20 protein-coding genes and 1 pseudogene are annotated in these 23,197 nt (G+C 65.7%); 12 read left to right on the top strand and 9 right to left on the bottom strand.

Annotated elements, in window-relative coordinates:
* Positions 1–4: 4 nt before the first annotated feature.
* Positions 5–1,276, top strand: coding sequence for a flavin monoamine oxidase family protein (locus tag XI04_RS33390; RefSeq protein WP_028140726.1), 1,272 nt, complete (start codon positions 5–7; stop codon positions 1,274–1,276).
* 30 nt (positions 1,277–1,306) lie between these two features.
* On the opposite strand, the gene XI04_RS33385 is transcribed toward XI04_RS33390, so the two are convergent.
* Both XI04_RS33385 and XI04_RS33380 read right to left on the bottom strand, forming a co-directional pair.
* Positions 1,307–1,630 (bottom strand): hypothetical protein, encoded by a 324-nt coding sequence (locus XI04_RS33385; protein ID WP_028140725.1) that lies wholly within the window; start codon positions 1,628–1,630, stop codon positions 1,307–1,309.
* A 166-nt stretch (positions 1,631–1,796) separates the two neighbouring features.
* A complete protein-coding gene (locus XI04_RS33380; RefSeq protein ID WP_028140724.1) occupies positions 1,797–2,366 on the bottom strand; it encodes a cysteine hydrolase family protein in 570 nt (189 codons plus the stop codon).
* 220 nt (positions 2,367–2,586) lie between these two features.
* Here XI04_RS33380 and XI04_RS33375 point away from each other — a divergent pair, with 220 nt between their 5' ends.
* Together XI04_RS33375 and XI04_RS33370 are read left to right on the top strand one after the other, a co-directional pair.
* Positions 2,587–4,413, top strand: a complete 1,827-nt coding sequence (locus tag XI04_RS33375) for an AMP-dependent synthetase/ligase (RefSeq protein ID WP_028140723.1) — start codon at positions 2,587–2,589, stop codon at positions 4,411–4,413.
* Between the two features lie 64 nt (positions 4,414–4,477).
* A pseudogene (locus XI04_RS33370) lies at positions 4,478–6,067 on the top strand (oleate hydratase); the annotation flags it as partial.
* A gap of 15 nt (positions 6,068–6,082) precedes the next feature.
* On the opposite strand, the gene XI04_RS33365 reads toward XI04_RS33370, so the two are convergent.
* The 4 genes from XI04_RS33365 to XI04_RS33350 form a co-directional block, all read right to left on the bottom strand.
* Positions 6,083–6,679 carry a hypothetical protein gene (locus XI04_RS33365; protein WP_028140721.1) on the bottom strand — a complete coding sequence of 199 codons (597 nt, stop codon included), beginning with the start codon at positions 6,677–6,679 and terminating at the stop codon, positions 6,083–6,085.
* A gap of 195 nt (positions 6,680–6,874) precedes the next feature.
* A complete protein-coding gene (locus XI04_RS33360; protein ID WP_028140720.1) occupies positions 6,875–8,188 on the bottom strand; it encodes a tetratricopeptide repeat protein in 1,314 nt (437 codons plus the stop codon).
* A gap of 15 nt (positions 8,189–8,203) precedes the next feature.
* Positions 8,204–9,214, bottom strand: coding sequence for an aldo/keto reductase (locus XI04_RS33355; RefSeq protein ID WP_028140719.1), 1,011 nt, complete (start codon positions 9,212–9,214; stop codon positions 8,204–8,206).
* 280 nt (positions 9,215–9,494) lie between these two features.
* The gene (locus tag XI04_RS33350) at positions 9,495–9,920 is read right to left on the bottom strand and encodes a PaaI family thioesterase (protein WP_028140718.1); all 426 of its coding nucleotides are present in this window, start codon (positions 9,918–9,920) and stop codon (positions 9,495–9,497) included.
* Positions 9,921–9,990: 70 nt separating this feature from the next.
* Between XI04_RS33350 and XI04_RS33345 the strand changes: the two genes are divergently transcribed.
* Both XI04_RS33345 and XI04_RS33340 read left to right on the top strand, forming a co-directional pair.
* Entirely contained in the window at positions 9,991–10,614 is a 624-nt protein-coding gene (locus XI04_RS33345) for an NUDIX hydrolase (RefSeq protein ID WP_271610164.1), read from the top strand.
* Between the two features lie 71 nt (positions 10,615–10,685).
* Positions 10,686–11,900, top strand: a complete 1,215-nt coding sequence (locus XI04_RS33340) for a hypothetical protein (RefSeq protein WP_095426849.1) — start codon at positions 10,686–10,688, stop codon at positions 11,898–11,900.
* A gap of 112 nt (positions 11,901–12,012) precedes the next feature.
* Here the strand turns inward: XI04_RS33340 and XI04_RS33335 are convergent, their stop codons facing one another.
* On the bottom strand, positions 12,013–12,330 hold the full coding sequence (locus XI04_RS33335) for a hypothetical protein (RefSeq protein ID WP_271610233.1): 318 nt from the start codon (positions 12,328–12,330) through the stop codon (positions 12,013–12,015).
* 195 nt (positions 12,331–12,525) lie between these two features.
* Between XI04_RS33335 and XI04_RS33330 the strand changes: the two genes are divergently transcribed.
* The 5 genes from XI04_RS33330 to XI04_RS33310 all read left to right on the top strand — a co-directional run bounded on the left by XI04_RS33330 (position 12,526) and on the right by XI04_RS33310 (position 17,882).
* Positions 12,526–12,999: a hypothetical protein gene (locus XI04_RS33330; protein WP_271610163.1), complete on the top strand. Its 474-nt coding sequence runs from the start codon at positions 12,526–12,528 to the stop codon at positions 12,997–12,999.
* Positions 13,000–13,421: 422 nt separating this feature from the next.
* Positions 13,422–14,369: a TAXI family TRAP transporter solute-binding subunit gene (locus XI04_RS33325; protein WP_028140713.1), complete on the top strand. Its 948-nt coding sequence runs from the start codon at positions 13,422–13,424 to the stop codon at positions 14,367–14,369.
* A 159-nt stretch (positions 14,370–14,528) separates the two neighbouring features.
* Positions 14,529–16,640, top strand: a complete 2,112-nt coding sequence (locus XI04_RS33320) for a TRAP transporter permease (RefSeq protein WP_212428820.1) — start codon at positions 14,529–14,531, stop codon at positions 16,638–16,640.
* Positions 16,601–17,014, top strand: coding sequence for a DUF1850 domain-containing protein (locus XI04_RS33315; RefSeq protein ID WP_271611421.1), 414 nt, complete (start codon positions 16,601–16,603; stop codon positions 17,012–17,014). Before XI04_RS33320 ends, XI04_RS33315 begins: the two co-directional genes overlap by 40 nt.
* 61 nt (positions 17,015–17,075) lie before the next feature.
* A complete protein-coding gene (locus tag XI04_RS33310) occupies positions 17,076–17,882 on the top strand; it encodes an SDR family NAD(P)-dependent oxidoreductase (RefSeq protein ID WP_028140710.1) in 807 nt (268 codons plus the stop codon).
* A 183-nt stretch (positions 17,883–18,065) separates the two neighbouring features.
* On the opposite strand, the gene XI04_RS33305 is transcribed toward XI04_RS33310, so the two are convergent.
* On the bottom strand, positions 18,066–18,836 hold the full coding sequence (locus XI04_RS33305; protein WP_028140709.1) for a hypothetical protein: 771 nt from the start codon (positions 18,834–18,836) through the stop codon (positions 18,066–18,068).
* Positions 18,837–19,057: 221 nt separating this feature from the next.
* Complete coding sequence (locus tag XI04_RS33300; protein WP_038948873.1) at positions 19,058–20,602, bottom strand: cation:proton antiporter; 1,545 nt, start codon at positions 20,600–20,602, stop codon at positions 19,058–19,060.
* A 125-nt stretch (positions 20,603–20,727) separates the two neighbouring features.
* On the opposite strand from XI04_RS33300, the gene XI04_RS33295 reads away from it, so the two are divergent.
* The gene (locus XI04_RS33295) at positions 20,728–21,492 is read left to right on the top strand and encodes a tetratricopeptide repeat protein (protein WP_038974817.1); all 765 of its coding nucleotides are present in this window, start codon (positions 20,728–20,730) and stop codon (positions 21,490–21,492) included.
* A gap of 184 nt (positions 21,493–21,676) precedes the next feature.
* On the top strand, positions 21,677–23,062 hold the full coding sequence (locus XI04_RS33290) for a tetratricopeptide repeat protein (RefSeq protein WP_271610160.1): 1,386 nt from the start codon (positions 21,677–21,679) through the stop codon (positions 23,060–23,062).
* The last annotated feature ends 135 nt before the right edge of the window (positions 23,063–23,197 follow it).

The following is a 23,197-nucleotide window of genomic DNA, read 5'->3' as shown; positions in this document are numbered from 1 at the left end:
GGCTATGCCCGAGACAACGGAACATATCGTCATCGTCGGCGCCGGCGCGGCCGGCCTGATGGCGGCGCGCGAACTGGCGCGGACCGGCCGCAAGGTGACGGTGCTGGAGGCGCGCGAGCGCTGCGGCGGCCGCATCCTTCCGCTGCCGGTTGAGGAGTTCGGCTACCCCGCCGCGGGCGGCGCCGAATTCGTCCATGGCGAGGCGCCGGTCACGCGCGAGCTGCTGCGCGAGGCCGGGCTGTCCCTTCGCGAGATCGCGGGCGAGCAGTGGAGCTTTGACGGAATGACGCTCTCGCGCGAGGAGCGCGACGATCCGCACGAGGCGGAGCTTCAGGCCGTGCTGAGGGACTTGAAGGACGATCTCTCCGTCGCCGAGTTCCTGCGCCGGCATTTCGCCGGGGATGACTATGCGCCGATGCGCCAATCGATCGAGCGGATGGTCGAGGGCTATGACGCGGCCGACCCCGAGCGCGCCTCGACGCTGGCGCTGCGTGAGGAATGGATGGATGGCGGGCACGCGCCGCAGGCGCGCATCGATGGCGGCTATGGCGCGCTGATCGACTTTCTGGCCGCCGATTGCCGCAGGTTCGGCGTGACCATCCATCTCGGCTGCGTGGTGTCGGCGATCGAGGAGGGCGGCGACACGGCGGCCGTTCGCTGCGCCGGCGGCGATGTCCACGTCTGTGATCGCGTGATCCTCACCGTGCCGCTGCCGCTGTTGCGCGAGATGGCCCTGCCGGCGAGCGCGCGCGCGAGGCTTGCTGCTGCGGGCGACATCGGCTTCGGCAACGTCATCAAGATCCTGCTGCGGTTTGCGCGGCCGTGGTGGCGCGAGCGGCACCAGGATCTCGCAGCCATGACCTTCCTGTTGTCCGACCGGACCATCCCGGTGTGGTGGACGCAATACCCGGGCGGGCAGGCCGTGCTCACCGGCTGGTTCGGCGGCCCGCGCACGGCGGAGCTGGACAACCTCGATCCGCGGGGACTGATCGATGCCGGGCTCGATTCGCTCGCCGCCATTTTCAAGCTGTCGCGCGAGGACATCGCGCGCGAGCTCGTCGCGGCGGCGGCGACCAACTGGGCACACGATCCCTTTGCCCGCGGTGCCTATTCCTGGGCGACGCCGCGGACGCGTGCGGCACAAGCGATCCTCGCGCGTGCCGATGGCCTGGTGCTGTTTTCCGGCGAAGCTCTCTATCGCGGCCGTGACATGGGCACGGTAGAGGCGGCGCTGGCGAGCGGCCAGGAGACGGCAGGGATGATTTTGCGGGGGTAAGAAAAAGGCCCGCATCGCGGGCCTTTCCTTTTACCAGCGGCTGCCGCCGAAGCCGAACGTCACCGAGGGACCGCCGCCGCCGTAATACCCGTACGGCCCGCCGCCGTAATAGCCGTGATGCCGCGGGTAGTAGCCGTAGCTCCGGTGGTGCGGACGATAGTAGCCATGATGGTGGTGATGATGACGCCAGTGATGATGGTGGCGATGGCCGTGGTGCCGGTGCTGCGCGCTGATGTCGGTCGATTGGCCGGCCTGCGCGTTCTGCTTCGCGCTTGAATTATTGGCCGCGTTCGCCGCCGATCCGCCGGCAAGCGCCGCAACACCGACCGCCATCGCGACAATGAGATACTTCATGGTGTCATCACTCCAGTTGAATGTCGTGTGACAACAGATGGGCGCTTCCCGCGTTCCGGCCAGTGCGGGCGTCGAAACGACGCAGTATTGCGACGTCCGATTCGCGCGCATGAGTGGGCTCGTGAGATTTATTGTCGCATCATCGGCATTGATCGCATTCCTGCCATCACTTGGCCGCGAACGCGGCGACCACGTCGTCGCTGGTGACGATGCGCGCGAACTCGCCGTTGAGGTTCGACAGCGTCATCGCATGGATCTCCTCGGCGGAATGCTTGTCGCCGTCGGGCCCGATGCGGTCGAACGTCCATGTCGCATCGCGCACGAGCTGCGCATCGAAACCGAGATTGCCGGCCATCCGCGTCGTCGTCTCCACGCAATGATTGGTGGTCGCGCCGCAGATCACGAGCGTGCCGATGCCGGCCGCGCGCAGGCGCTGCTCCAGGTCGGTGCCGATGAAGGCGCTGTTGACGCGTTTGACGATGACCGTCTCGCCCGGCTGCTCGCGCGCCTCGTCCTTGACGGCGTAGCCGGAACGCGATGGCAGAAACGATGAATTCGGCTTCGTACCCTCGTGGCGGATATGAAAGATCGGCGCGCCGCGCGCCCTGAACGTCTTCAGCAGACCCGCGATCCGCGCCACCGCATCCGGATTGTTGCGCCGCTGTCCCGCCGCCTCCCATTCGTCGAACGCGCGCTGGACGTCGACGACGATGAGAGCGGGGAAGGGGTCGGGCATGATCGGACCTTTCGCACGGGTTGTAAAAGCGAATATGCGAGGCGACTGGGACAGCGCGCAATGCCGATCTTCCCTCGTTTCGCGACAGCTTTCGTGCCCCGGACGCAGCGCAGCGTCTCTTCCCTGCATGGCCGCCTTGCTGAGGATCAAAGCGGCAAGGACTGGCCGGCCTAGTGTCGAGGCACCAAATGCTGGGAATCGAGAGATGCGAGAGGACGCCATGCCGGGACAGGCGAGTCAACCGGACGGTCTTGCCGACATCAAGACGCTGCCGCAACTGCTGCGCTGGCGCGTCGAGGCGACGCCGGCGGCGGAGGCTTATCGTCATTTCGATGCGACCGCGCAGCGCTGGGTCAGCCAGTCCTGGCGCGAGATTGATGCGGGATTCGAGCTGTGGCGGCGCGCGCTCGCCGCGGAGGAGTTCGCGCCGGGCGAACGCGCCGCCATCCTGATGCCGAACGGCATTGCGCATATCGCCATGGACCAGGCGGCGCTGTCGCGCGGCCTCGTGCCGGTGCCGATGCATGCCGTCGACAATCCCGACAGCATCGCCTACGTCCTTGTCGATTCCGGCGCGCTGCTCTTGTTCGTCGATACGCTGGAGCGCTGGCAGGCGATCGTGGCGACCGGCCAGCCGCTCGACCATCTCAAGCGCGTCGTCTGCGCGGATGCAAGCGGGCTCATCACGCCGAATGCCCGCATCGTCGGGCTCGACCATTGGCTCGCGCAAGCCCCCGGCGCTACCGCGCCGCTGCCAGATGTCGCGATCGAGCCGCACGATCTCGCCGCCATCGTCTACACCTCGGGCACCACCGGGCGGCCGAAGGGCGTGATGCTCTCGCATGGCAATGTCGTCGCCAATGTGAAGGCGATCGCGCACCGCATCGCCGCCGAACCCCATGACGTCTTCCTGTCCTTCCTGCCGCTCTCGCACACCTTCGAGCGCACCGGCGGCTACTACTATCCGATCGCGGCCGGCGCGTGCGTCGCCTATGCCCGCTCGGTGCCACAACTCTCGGAGGACCTGAAGCGTGTGCAGCCGACGGTGCTGGTCTCGGTACCGCGGATCTACGAGCGCATTTTCGCGCTGATCATGCAGCATCGCGCATCAGCAAGTTACATCGAGCGCTTGCTGCTCGACCTCACCATCGCCGTCGGCGGGCGGCGTTTCGATGCACGGCAGCGGCATGGCGTGCCGTCGCTGCTGGACCGGCTGGCCTGGCCGTTGCTCAAACGGCTCGTCGCCGACAAGGTGCTGGCGCGGCTCGGCGGCCGCCTGCGCGTCGCGATCTCCGGCGGCGCGCCGATCGCGGAGCCCGTCATTCGCCTGTTTCTCGCGCTCGGGCTGGACGTGCTCCAGGGCTACGGCATGACGGAGACCTCGCCGGTGGTCTCCGTCAACACCATCGAGGACAATGATCCGCACTCGGTCGGCCATGTCCTCGACGGCGTCGAGGTGAGGCTAGGCGAGAACGACGAGTTGCTGGTGCGCGGCCCCAGCGTGATGCTCGGCTATTGGCACAAGCCGGAGGAGACACGCCGCGTCAAGGACGCCGACGGCTGGCTGCACACCGGCGATCAGGCCCGCATCGAGAACGGGCGCATCACCATCACCGGCCGCATCAAGGACATCTTGGTCACGTCCACCGGCGAGAAGATCGCGCCGGTGGATCTGGAGACCGCGATCCTCGCCGATCCCCTGTTCGAGCAGGCGCTGGTGGTCGGCGAACAGCGGCCGTTCCTCACTGCGCTGGTCGTGCTGAACGCCAAAGCCTGGGTGCAGGAGAAGGAAAGACTGGCGGCGAGCGGCAAGCAAGGCGGCGCGGCGGAACGGGCTGCGCTGCTGGCCAGGATCGCGGCGGCCGTGAAGGCCTATCCGTCCTACGCGACGCCGCGCGCGGTGTGGTGGACGCTGGACCCGTGGACCATCGCGAGCGGCCTGCTCACGCCGACGCTGAAGAACAAGCGGCCCGCGCTCGAACGCCGCTTCGCAGACGAGATCGAGCACGTCTATGCGAAGAAGCCCGCGCCGATAACGCCGACGTGATTTCGCCTCTCCCCGCGGTTGATCCAGCGCAACTTCGGCCGCTGCCTCGCGATGCAATGTCGCCCGCGAGTTCGAACGGCAATCGAGGCAAGTCATGAAGGCGTATTTCATCGGCGGTGGCATTGGATCGCTCGCGGGCGCGGCGTTCCTGATCCGCGATGCGCAGCAGGCCGGGCGCGACATCGTGATCTACGAGGCGCAGCCGCTGGTCGGCGGCAGCCTCGACGGCACGCTGCTCGCGAACGGCGCCTATTCGCTGCGCGGCGGGCGAATGCTGACCACCGATCACTACGAATGCACCTGGGATCTGCTCTCCAGCATCCCTTCGCTCGAGCATCCCGGCCTCAGCGTGCGCGAGGAGACCATCGCATTCAACCTGGAGAACCCGGCGCACTCGAAGGCGCGGCTGGTCGATCGCAACCGTTTCAAGGTCGACGTCTCGCATATGGGTTTCTCCGCGCGCGACCGGCTCGAGCTGCTGCGGCTCACCGAGGCCTCGGAGGAGACGCTCGGCAATAGCCGCATCACCGACTGGCTCTCGCCGAAATTCTTCGAGTCCAATTTCTGGTACATGTGGCAGACCACCTTCGCGTTCCAGCCCTGGCACAGCGCGGTCGAGCTGAAGCGCTATCTGCACCGCTTCATGAACGAGTTTCCGCGAATCGAGACGCTCGCCGGCGTCAAGCGCACCGTCTACAATCAGTACGATGCGATCGTGCGGCCGCTCGCCGACTGGCTGAAGCGGCAGGGCGTGCAATTCGTGCGCGGCACGCGCGTCACGGACATGGCGATCGAGAACGAGGACGGGCGCTTGCGGGTGCGCCAGCTCGTGCTCGATCGCGACGGCCGCATCGCCAATGTCCGGCTCGAGGACGGCGATCTCGTATTCTTCCAGAACGGCTCGATGACGGACGCCTCGAGCCTCGGCACCATGACCGAGCCGCCGCCGCATCTGACCAAGAAAGACAGCCAGGGCTGGGCGCTGTGGGAGACGATCGCGAAGGAGCGTCCCGAATTCGGCAATCCCGCCGCGTTCAACAGCTCGATCCCTGATTCCTATTGGCTGTCCTTCACCGTCACCTGCCGCGATCCACTCTTCTTCGACCGGATGGAGGCGTTCTCCGGCAACCGTGCGGGCACCGGCGGCCTCGTCACGTTCAAGGATTCCAACTGGCTGATGTCGGTCGTGCTCTATCACCAGCCGCATTTCGCCGGACAGCCGAAGAATGTGCAGGTGTTCTGGGGCTATGCGCTGCATCCCGACCGTGTCGGCAATTTCGTTGCGAAGCCGATGTCCGATTGCGGCGGCGCGGAGATACTCAAGGAGCTGTGTGGCCATTTGAATTTCGATGCGGGCGTGTTCGAGGACGCAATCTGCGTGCCCTGCCGCATGCCCTACATCACCAGCATGTTCATGCCGCGCAACCTGACGGATCGGCCGCTGCCGGTGCCGAACAGTTCGGTCAACCTCGCTTTCGTCAGCCAGTTCGTCGAAATCCCCGACGACGTCGTGTTCACCGTCGAATATTCGGTGCGCGCGGCGCAGATGGCGGTCTATCGACTGATGAAGATCGATCGCCCGGTGCCGCCGGTGACGCGGCACGACAAGTCGCTCGCGGTCATCTTCGCGACGCTGGAGAAGGCATTCGCGTGATCGCTACTGAACGGGTTACTTGAAGGGATCTTGGATCGACGGCGCCGATTGCCGGATGCGGCGCACGCTGACCGGCGTGCCGTCGGAGACGAACAGCAATTCGTAGCGCCGGCCCTCACTGTCGGTGGCGGAGCAGGTGACGTCGGTCACCTTCCTGGCGGCGAAATTGCCGGTCTGGCGGCAGAGGCCGGTGGAGGTCTGCTCGGCCGGCACCGGAAGGCCGTCGACCCTGGGGCGGTCCTTGGAGTTGAGCAGCATGCGGTCGATCGGCAGCTCGTAGGAATTGTCGTCGGCGCGCTTGCCGTTTTCGCCGGAGAACGACACGACGTGGCTGTCGTCGGAGGGATCGTCGACCGCGACCGCAAAATTGACGCGGCCCTTGTCGCCATGGGCGTAGGCCACCGTCTTGCAGGCGAAGGTGCGCCCGGCGACCTTGAAGGTCTTGCAGTGGCCGGACATCAGCGCCAGCAGATCGATGAAGGCATTCTGCAGCGCCGGCGGATTGTTGACCGGGATCGGCTTGGAAGTCTCGGCAAAACAAGGACTTGCCAAAGCGGCAAGGGTGGCCGTGAAAACAAGGGTCGCGGCCAGCAGCGATCGGCAGAGGCGCATTGGAAGGCTCACGTGCCAGGGAACCACGGTCAGGTTCCGCACCATAACCATCGAACCGCAAATTGGTTGCGATCCCGTTTGTCCTGCAAGTCCCGCCTGGAATACCACCGCGCCACCCCGACGGCGTTTTGTCCAAATCGTCCAAACCGTCCGCCGCCACTTGCCGTCAGGCCGGTGTTTTTTTCGTGGCGGAACTCAGGCCATCGCCGCCTGCCAGCGCGTATCGCGAAGTGAGGGCCGGCGGTGCAGGCGGGCGCCCAGCAGGGTGCGGGCGCGGGCGAGCTCGCCGCTGCGCATGAGTGCGACGATATAGGTGTCCTCGACCAGTTCGCGCTGGGCGTGGCTGCCGCCGATCCGCACGACCTCGGCGAGCACGGGCGCCAGCGTTTGCGCGCATGACGCGTAATTCTCATCCGCAAAGGCCGCCAGCGCGCGGAAGATCGCCGGCACCACGGGGCCGGCCGGCAGCTTGCCCTCGGCGAGGCGCTGCTCGATGGCCGCAAGGCGCGTGGTGAGCGCCGGGTGGTTTTGCGTCGCCGCCGCGAACAGCGCCATGTGGATGTCGGCGAAGGACAGGCTCGACTTCGGAAACAGTTTTTGCGCGCTGGCGTCGGCTTCCAGCCACAGCGCCTTCGGCACGGAATGGCCGTAAGCCGAGAGGCGCCACAGCAGCGAGGCGGCGTCGGTGATAACGTTGAGTGGTGGCGCCTGCGTGACTGACGGCTGGAGCACGTCGGCATAGATTGCGAGCGCGCGTGCCGCATCGCCATGCTCGAGCGCGCCGAGCGCCTGGTGCCAGCGGATATGGCCGTGCAGGATTCCGGCGCGGTCGTAAGAGGGGATCCAGTCGTCGACGAGGCGGTCGGCAGCGTCGATCGAGCCGTCCTCGAACATCGCGTGCAGCACCGCATGCGCAGCGTGAGCATTGGCCCGGCGGAGGTCAAAACCGCGCTCGGTCATGGCGCGGCCGCGCGCGACGTCGCCATTCTCCGTCATCGCCCAGCCGGCCATGGTCAGGAACCACCAGTCTTCGTCATAGTGCTGCGCCACACGTCCGCACAGCTCGTGCCGTGCGCGGTCGTGGTCGGCCATGCCGGAGAAGGCGAACAGGCCGAACGCGCCGAGCGGCAGCGACAGCACCAATGCATCGCGCGGCCATGTGTCGATGTGCCTCAGCGTGGATGCGATCGCCTCCGGTAGCCGGCCCTCGATCGCAAGGGCCAGCGTCTCGACATGCGAGCGCTCGCGCTCGGTGCCGCGCCTGGCGACCAGCTCGCGTGCGAGCGCCGCCTTGCTTCGGGCGAGATCGCCCTGCTGGTAGAAGGCATGCATGCGCGCGCGGGCGATATGGGGAAGCGCGAAGTCCGGGTCGGCGGCAATGGCGCGCTCCAGCGTCTCCGCCATGCCGGTCCAGCCCGCAAGCATGAGGTCGACACCCTCGCGATAGGCGCCAGCGGCCGCATCGGATATGGTGGAGAGCGGCAGGCCGTAGCGATCTTGATGCGCCATCGTCGTCTCCCGGTTTCACGCAGTCCGCGCGCGCCGGCCTTCGATCGGGTAGGCGGGATCGTTGTAGCCTGGCGTCGAGGGATGCCCCGGCACGACCAGTCGGTCGATCAGCGCCTCGTCATCCCCAGTGAAGCGGTAGTCGAGCGCGCTGATGTAGCCGTCCCATTGCTCCTCGGTGCGGGGCCCCGCGACGATCGAGGAAACGAAGGCGGAGTTGAGCACCCAGGCGACTGCGAACTGGCCGGCGGTGATGCCCTTTTTCCCGGCGTGAGTCTTGATCTCCTGCGCGAGCTGCAGCGATTCCGGCCGCCATTCGGTCTGCATCATGCGGGTGTCATTGCGGCCCGCGCGCGTCTCCTTGTCGGGGGCGGCATCGGGCTTGTACTTGCCGGTGAGCACGCCGCGCGCCAGCGGGCTGTAGGGCACGATGCCGAGGCCGTAATAGGAGCAGGCCGGAAAATGCTCGACCTCGGGCATGCGGTTCATCGCGTTGTAATAGGGCTGGCTCACCGCGGGCCGGTCGATGCCGAGCCGGTCGCAGATGTTGCAAATCTCGGCAACGCGCCAGGCGCGATAGTTCGAGACGCCGAAATAGCGCACCTTGCCCGATCGGATCAAATCGCCCATCGCGCGCACCGTCTCTTCCAGCGGTGTCGAATGGTCTTCCTTGTGCAGATAGTAGATGTCGATGTGGTCGGTGCCGAGCCGCCTCAGGCTGTCGTCGGCGGCCTGCAGCACCCAGCGCCGAGACAGGCCGCCGCAATTGGGATCGTCGCCCATGGGGTTGGCGAGTTTTGTGGCAAGCACCCAGGCGTTACGGTTGCTGGCAATGGCGCGGCCGACCACCTCCTCGGAGGCGCCTTTCGAATAGGCGTCCGCCGTGTCGATGAAGTTGATGCCGGCATCACGCGCTTTGTCGATGATCCGTTTTGACGTGGCTTCATCGGTCGGCCCGCCGAACATCATGGTGCCCAGACAAATCGGCGACACTTTCAGGCCGCTGCGGCCGAGCTGACGGTATTGCATGGGCGGGTCCTCGATATCTTTAAGGAGCGCAGCATAGCCAGCCATAGCCGTCATTGCGAGCGCAGCGAAGCAATCCAGCAATGCCGCTTCCTCTCGTCGTCCCGGACAAGCGCGCCCCAAGCGCGCGCAGATCCGGGACCCATAACCACAGGGTTGCGTTCGGCGAAGACTCGGAGTTACGAGCTTCGTGCCACAACTGCTCCCTGTGGTTATGGGTCCCGGCCTGCGCCGGGACGACAGCGGAATGTGTGGTTGCGGCAGTGGCAACCTGACCGAACAGCTACCCCGGGCCCTTCAGAATCTTGAACACGCCGTTCGCCATCACGATGCAGCGGCCATCCACCGTCACCTCCGTGCTCATGAAGATCAGGCTGCGCGTCGAGCGCACCACGCGCGGGCGGGAGATCAGGATGTCGCCGATCTGGCCGGCCTCGACGAAATGGGTGTCGAGCTGCACGGTTGCCATGAACTCCTTGCCGGAGACGTAACGGGCGGTCATGCCGCAGGTGCGGTCGGCAAAGGTCATCATCACGCCGCCCTGGACCATGCCGCGGCGGTTGTGGTGCTTGTCCTCGGTCGCGAGCGCGAATTCGTAATGGCCGTCGACCTTGCGCTCCCACAGGGGACCGATCAGGTGCATGAAGCCCGTGGTCTCCAGGATGCTCCAGCCGTCTGATTTGAGCCTTGCGGCGGCCTTGTTGGTCATCTCGTCGTCCATTCCGTGCGGGCCTTGCGATCCCGTTTCATCGGGGCCGGACGTGGTGTAGTCAAGCATCATGAGACCGTTCGATGATGCCACACGGCGGAATATCGCGAATGCCTGCGCGGCCTTCATGCGGCTGCCGGCGGGTGAAGTGCCGACGACGCTGAAGCGTGCCGCGGTGGCGGTCGCGCTGACCGCGAGCGAGGACGACGACACCGCATTCCTGCTCACGCTGCGCGCATCGCATCTGCGCGCCCATCGCGGCCAATGGGCGCTGCCGGGCGGCCGCTGCGACGCCGGCGAGACGCCGGTCGAGGCGGCGTTGCGCGAGCTCGACGAGGAGCTTGGCCTTCGCCTCACCGGCGCGCAGGTGCTCGGCACGCTCGACGATTATCCGACCCGCTCCGGATATCTGATCACGCCCGTCGTGGTCTGGGCCGCCGACAGTGCCGCGATCAGGCCGAACCCGGACGAGGTGGCTTCGGTCCATCGCATTGCGCTCGACACGATCGAGCACGACGACGCCTTCGATTTCGTCGCGATCCCCGAGAGCGCGCGCCGCGTCATTCGCTTCCATCATCAGGAAAGCCTGATCCACGCGCCGACGGCGGCGCTGATCTACCAGTTCCGCGAGGTGCTCGCGGGCCGGCACACCCGCGTCACCGAGCTGGAACAGCCGGTGTTCGCCTGGAAGTGACGCAAGAGACGAAAAAAGAGGTAAACGGCGCGTTAACGTGACGGTTACCGGATGCCTGCTAAGAGGGCAGGATGCATCATTCGATTCGCAATAGCTTCGCGCTGGTTCCACTTGCGCTTGTCCTGCTCGCGCCCGCCGCGCGTGGCGGCGAGATCGACGCGCTGCCGCCCGCCGTTCGCGATGCCAACGCCCAGCTGCTGTCGCAGTTTTTTGCGCAGGGTGGCGCTTCGCCGGCGGTGCTCGAATATCGCCGCAAGCTCGCGGAGTATCAGGCGGCGCGCGCGGCCTTCGACGCTGAGGCCGGCGCCTATTGGAGCCAGATCTCGGAGAAGCGGAAAGGCCGCAACGCCAAGCGGCGCAGCGGGCAGCAGGTGACGCTCGATGATTACGTGCTGGAGCATCCGCCGCTCTATAACGGGCCGAAGAAGCCGGTGAATCCGGAGCCGGAGGAAACGCCGGACCGTCCCGCCAAAAAGCCGATCCCGGTGGTCGCCGATTTCCTGCGCGCGGCGCAGGAGCTCTACCAGTTCACGCCGCAGCGCCCGGCGAGCGAGATCGAGTTCAAGCGCGCCTATGCGCGCTATGCGCTGGCCTCCGGGCTGACGCGCGAGCAGGCCGTGCGGGTCTATTCGTTCGAGACCGGCGGCACCGGCAGCCACGACGTGCAGGCGGGAATCGAGCATGGCGGCAAGCGCGCGATCTCGACCGCGATGGGCTACAACCAGCTCCTGACCACCAACAGCGTCGAGCTGCTCGCCGAGCAGGGGCACGAACTCATTCGCGCGCTCTCCGAGAAGGTAGCGCGGACATCAGGACCGGCGCGTCAGTCGCTCGAGCACAAGCTCGTCGTGCTGAAGAAAATGGTGGCGCATGCGAAGTCGGTGCCCGACACCTGGTCGGAGCACGAGAAGATCGGCAACACCGCGCAGGGCTGGGCCATGCATGCGATGGTGCTCGACATCGATGTCGGTCCGATGCTGCAGACCCACAAGCTCCTGACCTCGGTGCTGTTCGCCCGCGCCAAGGGCTACAGCCGTCCGCTGACCGCGGCCGAGCTCGAGATGATGAACCTCACCGGCGACGGCACCGGGCTCGACATGGTGACGATGCCGCAGGCGATGCGCGAGCAGGTGCCGACCTCGAACTTCTTCCAGCGCGGCGGCTACGAGCGCAACCCGGTCGCAATTCGCCACAACACGGTGGCCAAGCTGCTGGCGGTGACCGACGATCGGATGGATTCGAACAGCAGCAAACCCGGTGCAAGGGAATTGGCGGGGGCGTTTTAGCGCGCTGCCGTAGGTGGGCAAAGCGAAGCGTGCCCACCGTTGTCGATCAGGATGCACTGATAGTTGGTGGGCACGGCGCTAACGCGCCTTTGCCCACCCTACGGCAGCGCGCTTACTGATCCGGCCCGAACTTGAACTTGCCGTCGCCTTCCAGATAGGGGCCGCTGCGCATGTAGAGCTGGCCGTTGTGGCCGATGAAGAACAGCGTGCCCTTCGGGACCTTCTTGGCGCCCTTCAGGAGCTCGCCGGCGTTGCTGGTGCCCATCTTGTAGGAAAAGGTCTTGCCCTCCCTGTCATAGGCGTAACCGGTGTCGGGCTTGAGCTCCCACGGCGTTGCCGGGGCTTGCGCGAAAGCGGGCGCGGCGAACGCGCCGAGCACCGTCACGAGTGCAGCCGAAACAATTGCAAATGTCTTGGTTGAAAATGTCATCATCCATCCTCCCCGTCGCTGGGGTACCCGGCTTGAACAAATCACGAACGGCTTGTCCGGGTCAATTTGCGAAAGCGCCGCAGCGCATCACGTCTTGCCCAGCAGTTTGTGATTTTCCCTTCGTCCCCTCGCGACTATGTTCCGCTTTCCGTCTAGAACGCAACTCGACAAAATTATGGGTGGGGGATGATTCGGATGCGCCATGTGATTAAACTTTGCTGGGCTGCTGCATTGTCGTTGACGGCGCTGGCCGCCCGGGCCGATGATTACCAGCTCAGCCACAACCAGCGGATTTCGTGTAGCCGCGGCCTTGCCCCGGGCAAGCTGAACACGGCGACCTGCAAGTCCTACACCTATCTGTTCAACACCAAGACCTCGGAATATTTCCGCTGCCAGGTCTCGCTGGCGCTGACCCGCGACAACAAGGAAGTCATCAACGTCCAGACCGACGGCGGCTGCACCAAGAAGCCGCGCATCTTCGAGACCGACGGCAAGTATGATTTCGACGCGACCGAGACCGAGCCGCCGAACACCAATTCGTTCTTCGGCCCCGGCGGCTATTCGGTGTGGGCCGCCGATGTCGGCGCGCAGAAGGTGCGCGGCTGCATCATCATCTCCTCCGGCCTCGGTTCCGACATCTCCAAATGCCTGGACATGACGTTCCAGTGAGAGCTTGCCAGTAAAGCCTTTCCAGCAAAGCCTTGCCAGCGGAGCCTTGCCAGTAAAGCCGCGCCAGTGACGGCGCGCTCCCTCCCGCTTACGGGGAGGGCGATCGCGTATGCGCTTGGCGGGGCCTGAGCGAGCGCCTCGTCCTTCGAGATGACCGCTTCGCGGTCTCCTCAGAATGAGGCTGAGCGCCAGCTTTGCTGTTGAAATCGCTATCACGTACTCCGTCCTCATCCTGAGGGCCGCCGCAGGCGGGCGTCTCGAAGGATGTGCGGCGGGCGACTGCGCCACCTCGCCGCACCGCGGGTTCCCGAAAAATTCAGCCGGATCGGCCGTTTACCGCAGTCCTGTTTTGTCTTTTGGATGGGTTGACCGGCATCCCTCATCCGGCCAATTTCGCCGCCGGTTTGGGGAGAACAACAACCATGAAACGGACCATTTTCGGCGCGGCCGCGGCTCTTGCTCTGGCGGCGTCGGCACCTTGCGCGCAGGCGCAATCCTTCATCAACGTGCTGACCGGCGGCACCTCCGGCGTCTATTATCCGCTCGGGGTCGCGATCGGGAAGATCTACGGCGACAAGATTCCGAACGTGAAGACGCAGGTGCAGGCCACCAAGGCGTCGGTCGAGAATTTGATCCTGCTGCAGCAAGGCCGCGGCGAGCTGGCGTTCACGCTCGGCGATTCGCTCAAGGCCGCCTGGGACGGCGAGGAGGAGGCGGGCTTCAAGACCAAGCTCGACAAGCTCAGGACCATCGGCGCGATCTATCCGAACTACATCCAGATCGTCGCGACCACCGAGTCCGGCATCAAGACGCTGGCCGACCTCAAGGGCAAGAGCCTCTCCGTCGGTGCGCCGAAGTCCGGCACCGAGCTGAATTCGCGTGCGATCCTGGCCGCCGCCGGCATGAGCTACAAGGATCTCGGCAAGGTCGAGTATCTGCCATTCGCCGAATCCGTCGACCTCATGAAGAACCGCCAGCTCAACGCCACGCTGCAATCGGCCGGTCTCGGCGTCGCCTCGCTGAAGGACCTTTCGACCTCGAGCCCGATCACGGTGGTGTCGGTGCCGAAGGAGACCGTCGACAAGATCGGCCCGCCCTTCGTCTCCGCGATCATTCCAGCCAACACCTATACCGGCCAGGACAAGGACGTGCCGACTGCGGCCGTGATCAACTATCTCGTCACGAGCTCCGCGGTGTCGGACGATCTCGCCTATCAGATGACCAAGCTGATCTACGAATCGCTGCCGGAATTGCAGAATGCACACGCGGCCGGCAAGGAGATCAAGCTCGAGACCGCCGCGACAGGCAGCCCGGTTCCGCTGCACCCCGGCGCGATCCGCTATTACAAGGAAAAAGAGCTGATCAAGTAAGGCGCGCTCTATCCGCGAACGTCATGCCCGGGCTTGTCCCGGGCATCCACGTTCTTGGAGACACCGTAAGACGTGGATGGCCGGGACAAGCCCGGCCATGACGGTGTGGGTGAGCAATGTCTCGATGTTATAAGCGCCACAGGGCTGAGGACGAATAAGATGCTGGAAAAGGCTGAGGCCACCGAGACCCCTATCAAGGTCGAGTTCGACAATTTCGAGCACGGTTTCCCGGACGGTTTCGGTCCGGGCTGGTGGGGGCAACTCGCCTATTGGATCGGCATCGCCTTCGCCACCTTCCAGCTCTATGTCGCCGCCTTCAACTATCTGCCGAGCCAGGTGGTGCGCGGCGTCCATGTCGGCTTCCTCGTTCTGCTCACCTTCGGCCTGATCGCCAACTTCACCGCGAAGAGCAATGCCGGCCGCGCGCTCGGCTGGGTGATCGGCGGCGCCGGCTTCCTGTGCGGGCTCTACCAGTGGATATTCTACGCCGATCTGATCGCGCGCGACGGCGACCCGACCCGGCTTGATCTCGTGGTCGGCACGGTGCTGGCGGTGCTGATCTTCGAGGGCACGCGGCGCCTGATGGGCGCGGCGCTGCCGCTGATGTGCGGCGCCTGCCTCGTCTACTGGTTCTTCGGCCAGTACCTGCCGTCGCCGCTCAACCATCGCGGCTACGATTTCGACCAGATCGTCACGCATCTGTCGTTCGGCACCGAGGGCTTCTACGGCGTGCCGATCTACGTGTCGGCGACCTACATCTTCCTGTTCATCCTGTTCGGTTCGTTCCTGGAGCGCGCCGGCATGATCCAGCTGTTCACCGACGTTTCGCTCGGCCTGTTCGGCCGCACCCGCGGGGGACCTGCGAAAGTCGCGGTGTTCGCCTCGGGCATGATGGGCACGATCTCCGGCTCTGGCGTCGCCAATGTCGTGACCGTCGGCCAGTTCACGATTCCCCTGATGATCAGGTTCGGCTATCGCCGCGCCTTCGCCGCCGGCGTCGAGGCCACGGCCTCGATGGGCGGGCAGATCATGCCGCCGGTGATGGGCGCGGTCGCCTTCATCATGGCCGAGACGCTCGGCGTGCAATATTCCGAGATCGTCAAGGCGGCGGCCATTCCCGCGATCCTCTATTTCGCGTCCGCGTTCTGGATGGTGCATCTGGAAGCCGGCAAGCACGGCCTCGTCGGCATGAAGCGCTCGGAAATCCCGAGCGCCTGGAGGGCACTGGTGACGCGCTGGTACCTCGTGCTGCCGCTCGCCGCCCTCGTCTACATGCTGTTCGAGGGCTTTACGCCGCTCTATGCCGGCAGCATGGGCCTCGCGCTGACGGTGGCGCTGATCCTCGGCACCGCCATCACCACGGGCGCCTCCTCGAACGTGATCCGCACCATCTTCTGGATCGGCCTTGCGCTCGTCGTCGCCGCGCTCTCGCGGGACGGCCTCAAGATCGTGCCGGTCGCGAGCGTCGTGGTCGGGCTGATCGTGATCACCGCCTTCGTGCGCGGCGGCTTTGCGGCGCTGCGCGCCTGCCGCGACGCGCTGGCCGAGAGCGCCAAATCCGCCATCACCGTCGGCATGGCCTGCGCCATCGTCGGCGTCATCATCGGCATGATGTCGCAGACCGGCGTCGGCACCATCTTCGGCGGCTGGGTGATCGGGCTCGGCGAGAAGAGCCTGTTCCTGGCGCTGATCATGACCATGCTGCTGTCGATCCTGCTCGGCACCGGCATCCCGACCATCCCGACCTACATCATCACCGCCGCGCTCGCCGCGCCCGCTCTGGCCAAGTTAGGGGTGCCCTTGATCGCGAGCCACATGTTCGCGTTCTACTACGGCATCATGGCCGACCTCTCGCCGCCGGTGGCGCTGGCGGCGCTCGCGGCGGCGCCGATCGCGAAGGAGAACCCGGACAAGATCGGCTGGGAGGCGATGCGCATCGCGCTGGCCGGCTACGTCATCCCCTTCATCTTCGTCTATTCCCCGGCCTTGATGCTGCAGGCCGGCGACCCCATGGCGGCAAAGCTCGGCTTCTACGGCGCGGTCGCGCTCGCGACCGTCAAGGCGTTGGTGGCGATCGGCCTGTTCGGCATGGTCGCGATCGGCTTCCTGTTCACCCGGCTGACGCTGATCGAGCGCCTGGTCGCGCTCGGCGCCGCGTTCTGCCTGCTCGGCGAATTCCCGTTCAGCGACACCGCGGGCTTCGTGCTCGCTGCGGCGCTCGCCCTGTGGCAATGGCGGCAGCGCCCGCCTGTAACGGTCGAGGCGGTGTGAGCCTCTGCTTCGCAACGGCTTTCGGCGTGAAGGCGCTGGCGTTGTCGGCGTTCACGCTGGTCTGGACGCATTCGATCGCGAAAGTCGACTGGCAGGAAGACTGGCGCGTCACCCCCGCCGGTCTCGAACTGGTGCAGGCCCGCGTCAAGGGCACCGGCCCCGGCATGGAGCCGCCGCCCGAGGCGCGGCTGGTCGACGGCTGGTTTCAGTGGCAGCCGAAGCGGGCAGCCATGAAAGAGGTCGTGCTCGGCAATTCGGGCGCGGCCGGCGAATGGCGGCTGTGCCATGATGGACAATGCCGGACGCTGTCGGAGATTGTCGGGTATCCCATTGGTGCTAACGTCACCACGATGAAGGTCTGCAACGATCCGTAGCCCCGGATTACGCTTACGCCCCGTCCAGGCTACAAGAAGAACAACAACAAGGAGACACATGATGGATCGGCTCAAGGGCAAGGTTGCGATGGTGGTGGGGGCCGGCTCGATCGGACCGGGCTGGGGCAACGGCAAGGCGACCGCGGTGACCTTCGCGCGCGAGGGCGCACAGGTGTTCTGCGTCGACCGCAACGGTGCCGCTGCCGAGGAGACCGCGAAGATCATCACCGGCGAAGGCGGCAAGGCGACCGCCTTCACCGCCGATGTGTCCCGCGCGAGCGAGGTCGAGGCGATGGTGGCGGCCTGCCTGAAGGCCTATGGCCGCATCGACGTGCTCGACAACAATGTCGGCATCGCCGAGATGGGCAGCGTGGTCGAGGTGACCGAGGAGAGCTGGGACCGCGTCTTCAGCGTCAACCTCAAGAGCGCCTATTTCGCCATGAAGCACGTCATTCCCGTGATGGTGAAGCAGGGCGGCGGCTCGATCATCAACATCTCCTCGATCGCCTCGATCCGCCACATGGGCATCTCCTACGTCACCTATGGCACCTCGAAGGCGGCGATGAACCAGATGACGCGCACCACCGCGATCGAGTTCGCGCGGCACCATGTCCGCGTCAACGCGATCCTGCCCGGCCTGATGAAGACGCCGATGGTAGAACACTCTGCCGGCCTTGCCGCCAGCTACGCCAAGGGCGATGTCGAGGCGATGTGGCGCGCGCGCGATGCGCAGGTGCCGATGGGTCACATGGGCGATGCCTTCGACGTCGCCAACGCCGCGCTGTTTCTGGCGTCCGACGAGTCGAAATATGTGACGGGGATCGAGCTCGTGGTCGACGGCGGGATCACGTGCAAGGCGGGGGCGTAGGCGCCGCCTGACGCTTCACTGTCGTCCCGGACAAGCGCAGCGCAGATCCGGGACCCATAACCACAGGACGTGGTTTGGCGAAGACTCGCGGTGACCAGCTCACCAAGGTAACCACTCCCTGTGGTTATGGGTCCCGGGTTCGCGCTTCGCGCGCCCCGGGACGACAATGGAGTGTTTGGCTACTCACTGCGCCAGCGCCAGTATCCCGCCGGCAAATGCGTGCCACGCAGCCGTCTCGCTGATCGGCCAGTTCAAGACCTTCACCGCCAGCAGCGCGAGCGTGCCATAGATGTAGACCGGATGCACGCGGCCTTCGGTGCGCCAGTCGCGCACCATGGCGACGACGAGCAGGAGCGATGCGACGACGGCGGGCGCGATCGTCACCGGCACCGGCGGCGGGCCGGGTGGCCCGGGAGGCGCCAGGAAGGTCAGGAACCAGCGCGCGATCGCGGCATCGAGGATCGAGACCGCGGCGAGCAGCATCAGGCGCTTGTGAATCTCTCCTCTGCGGGTGTTCATGATCGCGATCACGAACACGATTGCGAAGAACGCAATCCCGCTCATCGGCACGATCGAGAAGCCGATGCCGGCCTCGCGCTGCCCGAGGGCTGCGGAATGCTGCATCACGTGCACGGAGGCGAGGAAGCCGAAGATCGTCATCGCGGTTGCGAGCGAGACGCCGGCGATGCCGAGCGAGCGATGATTGACGAGGCGGCCCGAGGCCGCGAGCCAGGTCTGAAGCACGAAATAGACAGACCAGGTGAAGAACAAGAGCCCGTGAAAGTGAATCACGGGGCTCGCGGACAACGTCCGGTGGGCGAGCGGAACCCAATAGGTCGGCGCGAAACCGAGAAAAGCTGTGGCCGCGCAGGCCAGGGCCATGTGGAGATAAAAATATCGTGCAGGCGACGCATCACGCGCGCGTACACGACGGTCGTCGGTCAGGGTCGTCATCAGGAATGAGTCTGGGGAGGTGGGGTTTGGTTCAATGCCGGCCGTCGTCCCGGGGCGCGCGTAGCGCGAGCCCGGGACCCATAACCACAGGATTGTGTTTGGCGAAGATTTGGAGTTGCCAACCTCGTGTCACGATGACGTCCTGTGGTTATGGGTCCCGGATCTGCGCGCGCTTGGGGCGCGCTTGTCCGGGACGACACCGAGTTTGTGGCTGCGCTACCTCATCCCCCCGCGCTCAATTCTGCGCGATCGAGCTCCTCTTCGAGCCGGTGGAAGGCATCGTCGCCGATCACTTCGGTGGCGCGGAGGTCGAAGATCGATTTGCGCGCGGCCGCGATGGCGCGGCGGCGCAGGGGATCGGCGGGCAGCTCGCCACTGGCGATGCCGCCGTTGGGATCGCTCCCGGCCTGCATCAGGATGGCGCGATATTCCAGCCGCAGGATCTCGGCCTCCTCGGACGGATCGCTCTCGATCGCATCGAGCGCGGCACGATAGGCGACGGCGCGTGCGCGCGCGACCTCGTTGCCGACGGGATCGTCGTCCTTGAGGCCGAACGCCAGGATCAGCGGCCGCAGCGTCAGGCCCTGGATCACCAGCGATCCCAGCACCACCGCAAAGGCGATGAAGACGATGAAGTCGCGATAGGGAAAATTCTCCGGCAGCGCAAAAGCTGTGGCGAGCGTGACGAGGCCGCGCATGCCGCACCAGGAGATGATGAGGCCGCCCTTGGGCGAGGCGACGGCCCTGGGGTCGTTCGGATGATAGATCCCCTGCGCGACCAGCACCCGCAAGGTCGTGCGATAGAACGTCACCCAGGCGAGGCGCACCAGGATCACCGTCAGCAGGATCCAGCCAGCGGCCACGCAATATTCCCAGCGCACGTCCGCATCCAGCCGCGTCCAGATCGGCCGCATCTGCATGCCGATCAGCATGAAGGCGAGCACGTTGAGCACGAACACCATCGTTTCCCACACCGCATAAGACGGCACCCGCAGCCGTGCTGGCATGCGCGCCCCCGCCGTGCGCGCCATGGTGATGGCGTAGACGACGATGGTGAGGATGCCGGAGAGGCCGAGATGCTCCGCGGCGATCCAGACCATGAAGGTGGTGGCGAACTGCACGATGATCGCGCTGGGTGCTTCCTTGACCCGTTCCAGGAGCAGCGGGATGATGTAGCCCGCGAGCAGGCCGGCGACGACGCTGCCGACCAGCGCGAGCGCCATCGTCGGCGCGACCTGGCTCCATGTTAGATGCTCGGTGGCGACGGCACCGACCGCGATGCGGTAGATCAGGAGCGCGCTCGCGTCGTTGAGCAGGCTCTCGCCTTCCAGGACTTTCACCATGCGGTGCGGCAGCTTGACCTGGCTCAGGATCGCGACCGCAGCGGCCGCATCGGGCGGGGCCACGATGGCACCGAGCGCGACCGCGGCGGCCCACGGCATATCGGGCATCAGTCGGTGCGCGACGAAGGCGACGCCGGCCGTGGTCAAGCCGACCGCGGCGACGACCAGGGTCGAGACCGGAACCCAATTGTTGCGCAGATCGCGCAGCGAGGTGTCGAAGGCGGCATCGAGCAGCACCGGTGCGACAAAAAGCGCCAAGGCCAGGTCCGGCTCCAGCGCCCAGGACGGGCTGGACGGCACGAAGGCGATCAGCGCGCCGCCGATGGCCAGAAAGGTCGGGTAGGGGACCTTGATCCGCCGCGCCAGCGCCGATAAGGCAACGGCGCCGAGCAGAAGCGCGATGATCCATTCGAATGTCGACACGATGATCCCCGAAGCCGGTCTGAGCAGCGCCACAAGCTAGCACCAATCCGGCCGTATGATGGATAGTACGGCCCCCAGGCAAGACGTAAGGCAAGCCACAAAGCAAGACACCGACTGCAACGAGCATGTGTTTTCAAAAACTCATTCAACTGTCAGGTGCCGTATTGTTTTGCGCGCTGTCGCTGAATGCCGCCCGGGCTGCGACCGGCGGCGAACCGGCTGCGGTGATACAGGTCGATGTCGCCTCATGCCTCGCGGCGACCGCGGCAGACGATGTGGACAAGGCGGCCACGGCCTGCGCCGGCGTGATCGACAATGAGAAGACGGCGAAGGGGGATCTGATCAAGGCGCTGATCGCGCGCGCGGCGCTCTATGCGCGGCACGACCAGGTCGACCGCGCCATCGCCGACGACAGCCGCGCTCTTTCGCTCGACCCTGCGCTCGCCGACATCTGGAACGCGCGCGGCGAGCTCTGGCTGAAGAAGGGCGACAAGCCCAAGGCGGTGCAGGATTTCGGCGCGGCCCTGAAGATCGATCCGAACCACGAGAAGGCCAAGGCCAACCACAAGGCAATGGCGCGCGAGCTGGAGCGGATCGGCGCGCAGATGGCGGTCGCCGGCAAGCCCAGCTTCAACTGCAGGCGTGCTGCCCGTGCCGTGGAGAAGGCGATCTGCGGCAACCGCGAGCTCGCCGATCTCGATCGCGAGATCTTTGCATCGAATGCCCGGGTGATCCGGGAGGCGCGCAATCCGGCGGAAGCGAAGAACCTCCAGCGCGAGCAGGATGAGTTCATCGCCCGCCGCAATGCCGGGTACGGCCGGGCGGGGTATGATCTGAAGAAGGCGATGCAGGAGCGCTTGCTGCGACTCAATGGGGTAGACGGATATTAGGCCCGTTGCTGCACGAGAGCTCGTCATGCCCGGGCTTGTCCCGGGCATCCACGTTCTTTGTGCCGCGCGTGAGACGTGATGGCCGGGACAAGCTCGGCCATGACGGCGTAGACAGAGGCGACTTGAACCCATTTCTTCCCTGCCGCGACAACGGTGAGAACCCGACGTCACGGAGCACTCTGCCATGTGCGGCACACATCCTTCCGCGCAAGCGCTTTCGCTTGCCAAAGTCTCGCTTCGCGCCTTTCTTCTCGGGGCGGCGATGAGCCTCGTCCTTGCAGCCCCCGCCTCGGCGGGCGCCGATTGCGTGATGGGCAGCAAGGCTGTTCCCGCGGAGCTGATCCCGGCGTGCACCGTCATCATCGACCAGGGCGCAAGTCCCGCGTCCGACCGCGCCGCGGCGCTGCTGGTTCGCGCCGACGCCAATGCCCGGACTTCTGGCGGCCTCACGCAAGCCCTGCGGGACATCGACCGCGCCATCGCAATCGACGGCAAGAATGCAAAGGCCTGGCGCCTGCGCGGCGACCTCTTGCGCGAGGCCGGCGGGGATCTCAACCGAGCGGCGGCGGATCTGAGCAAGGCGATCGAGCTCGATCCGCAGAATGCGGAGGCTTACGAGCTGCGCGGTGTCGTGTACACCACCCAGCGCAGGCTTGACCGCGCGCTCGCCGATTACGACCAGGCCATCAAGCTGAAGCCGGATGATGCACAGGCATGGTCCGACCGCGGCGTGAACTACCATCTCGGCGGCGACAACGAGAAGGCGATCAAGGATCTCAGCGAGGCGCTGCGGCTCGATCCCAACCGTCCACGCACCTACACCAACCGCGGCGCCGCTTACAAGAAGCTCGGCCAGCTCGACAAGGCGGTGGCCGACGACGGCGAAGCGATCAGGCTCGATCCGAAGGTGCCCGAATATTTTGACAATCGCGGGCTCACCTATGCTGCCATGAAAGAGTACAACAAGGCGATCGCCGATTACGATCAGGCGCTGCGCCTCGCGCCCCGGCCGAACTTCTTCACCAACCGCGGCGATTCCTACCAGTTCAAGGGTGAGTTCGGAGCCGCGCTCGGTGACTACGAGGCTGCGCTGAAGCTCGATCCGAATTTCGCGCTGACCTACAACAACCGCGCCGTGCTCTACAAGAAGATGGGCGAGCGCAGGAAGGCGCTGGCCGATTACGAGACGGCGCTCAAGCTCGATCCCGGCAACGAGAACGCTGCCAACGGCCGCCGCAGCATGATCGCGGAGATCGCGAAATTCGGCGATGAGCCGCCGCGGGCGCTGAATGCGGCGTCCGGCAATGGTCCGTCCTTCGCATGCGCGACCGCGAAGCGCGAGGTCGAGAAGGTGATCTGCGCCGATCCGCAGCTGGGCGTGCTCGACCGCCAGATCGCCGAGACCTATGAGCGCGTGCTGAAATCGGCGGGCAAGCGCTCGGCTGGCGAGCTGCGCAAGACCCAGCGCGATTTCCTTAGCCTCCGCAACGCCAGCTTCGGCCGGCCGGGCTATGATCTGAGGAAGGTCATGCAGGAGCGGTTGCAGAAGCTGAACGCGACGGAGAGCTGAGGCGGGCTCTTCGCCTCTCCCTGCCGTGAGCGGCAGGGCAATTGAACATCTAGCAGAGGTCGTCATGCCCGGGCTTTTCCCGGGCATCCACGTTCTCCGTGCGTTATGGAAAGGCGTGGATGGCCGGGACAAGCC

Origin of the sequence: Bradyrhizobium sp. CCBAU 11430 (assembly GCF_028128855.1) — a bacterium.
Taxonomy (GTDB): domain Bacteria; phylum Pseudomonadota; class Alphaproteobacteria; order Rhizobiales; family Xanthobacteraceae; genus Bradyrhizobium; species Bradyrhizobium ottawaense.
Note: the sequence above shows the minus strand (reverse complement) of the source record. Positions and strands in the feature narration are given on the sequence as shown.

Bases quoted from the DNA above. Each gene is read 5' to 3' on its own strand.
- XI04_RS33345 (WP_271610164.1), top strand. From the start codon at position 9,991: ATGAGACCGTTCGATGATGCCACACGGCGGAATATCGCGAATGCCTGC.
- XI04_RS33295 (WP_038974817.1), top strand. From the start codon at position 20,728: ATGTGTTTTCAAAAACTCATTCAACTGTCAGGTGCCGTATTGTTTTGC.
- XI04_RS33325 (WP_028140713.1), top strand. From the start codon at position 13,422: ATGAAACGGACCATTTTCGGCGCGGCCGCGGCTCTTGCTCTGGCGGCG.
- XI04_RS33310 (WP_028140710.1), top strand. From the start codon at position 17,076: ATGGATCGGCTCAAGGGCAAGGTTGCGATGGTGGTGGGGGCCGGCTCG.
- XI04_RS33315 (WP_271611421.1), top strand. From the start codon at position 16,601: ATGGCGGCAGCGCCCGCCTGTAACGGTCGAGGCGGTGTGAGCCTCTGC.
- XI04_RS33365 (WP_028140721.1), bottom strand. From the start codon at position 6,679: ATGCGCCTCTGCCGATCGCTGCTGGCCGCGACCCTTGTTTTCACGGCC.
- XI04_RS33335 (WP_271610233.1), bottom strand. From the start codon at position 12,330: ATGACATTTTCAACCAAGACATTTGCAATTGTTTCGGCTGCACTCGTG.
- XI04_RS33330 (WP_271610163.1), top strand. From the start codon at position 12,526: ATGCGCCATGTGATTAAACTTTGCTGGGCTGCTGCATTGTCGTTGACG.
- XI04_RS33390 (WP_028140726.1), top strand. From the start codon at position 5: ATGCCCGAGACAACGGAACATATCGTCATCGTCGGCGCCGGCGCGGCC.
- XI04_RS33350 (WP_028140718.1), bottom strand. From the start codon at position 9,920: ATGACCAACAAGGCCGCCGCAAGGCTCAAATCAGACGGCTGGAGCATC.
- XI04_RS33380 (WP_028140724.1), bottom strand. From the start codon at position 2,366: ATGCCCGACCCCTTCCCCGCTCTCATCGTCGTCGACGTCCAGCGCGCG.
- XI04_RS33290 (WP_271610160.1), top strand. From the start codon at position 21,677: ATGTGCGGCACACATCCTTCCGCGCAAGCGCTTTCGCTTGCCAAAGTC.
- XI04_RS33375 (WP_028140723.1), top strand. From the start codon at position 2,587: ATGCCGGGACAGGCGAGTCAACCGGACGGTCTTGCCGACATCAAGACG.
- XI04_RS33355 (WP_028140719.1), bottom strand. From the start codon at position 9,214: ATGCAATACCGTCAGCTCGGCCGCAGCGGCCTGAAAGTGTCGCCGATT.
- XI04_RS33320 (WP_212428820.1), top strand. From the start codon at position 14,529: ATGCTGGAAAAGGCTGAGGCCACCGAGACCCCTATCAAGGTCGAGTTC.
- XI04_RS33340 (WP_095426849.1), top strand. From the start codon at position 10,686: ATGCATCATTCGATTCGCAATAGCTTCGCGCTGGTTCCACTTGCGCTT.
- XI04_RS33305 (WP_028140709.1), bottom strand. From the start codon at position 18,836: ATGACGACCCTGACCGACGACCGTCGTGTACGCGCGCGTGATGCGTCG.
- XI04_RS33360 (WP_028140720.1), bottom strand. From the start codon at position 8,188: ATGGCGCATCAAGATCGCTACGGCCTGCCGCTCTCCACCATATCCGAT.
- XI04_RS33385 (WP_028140725.1), bottom strand. From the start codon at position 1,630: ATGAAGTATCTCATTGTCGCGATGGCGGTCGGTGTTGCGGCGCTTGCC.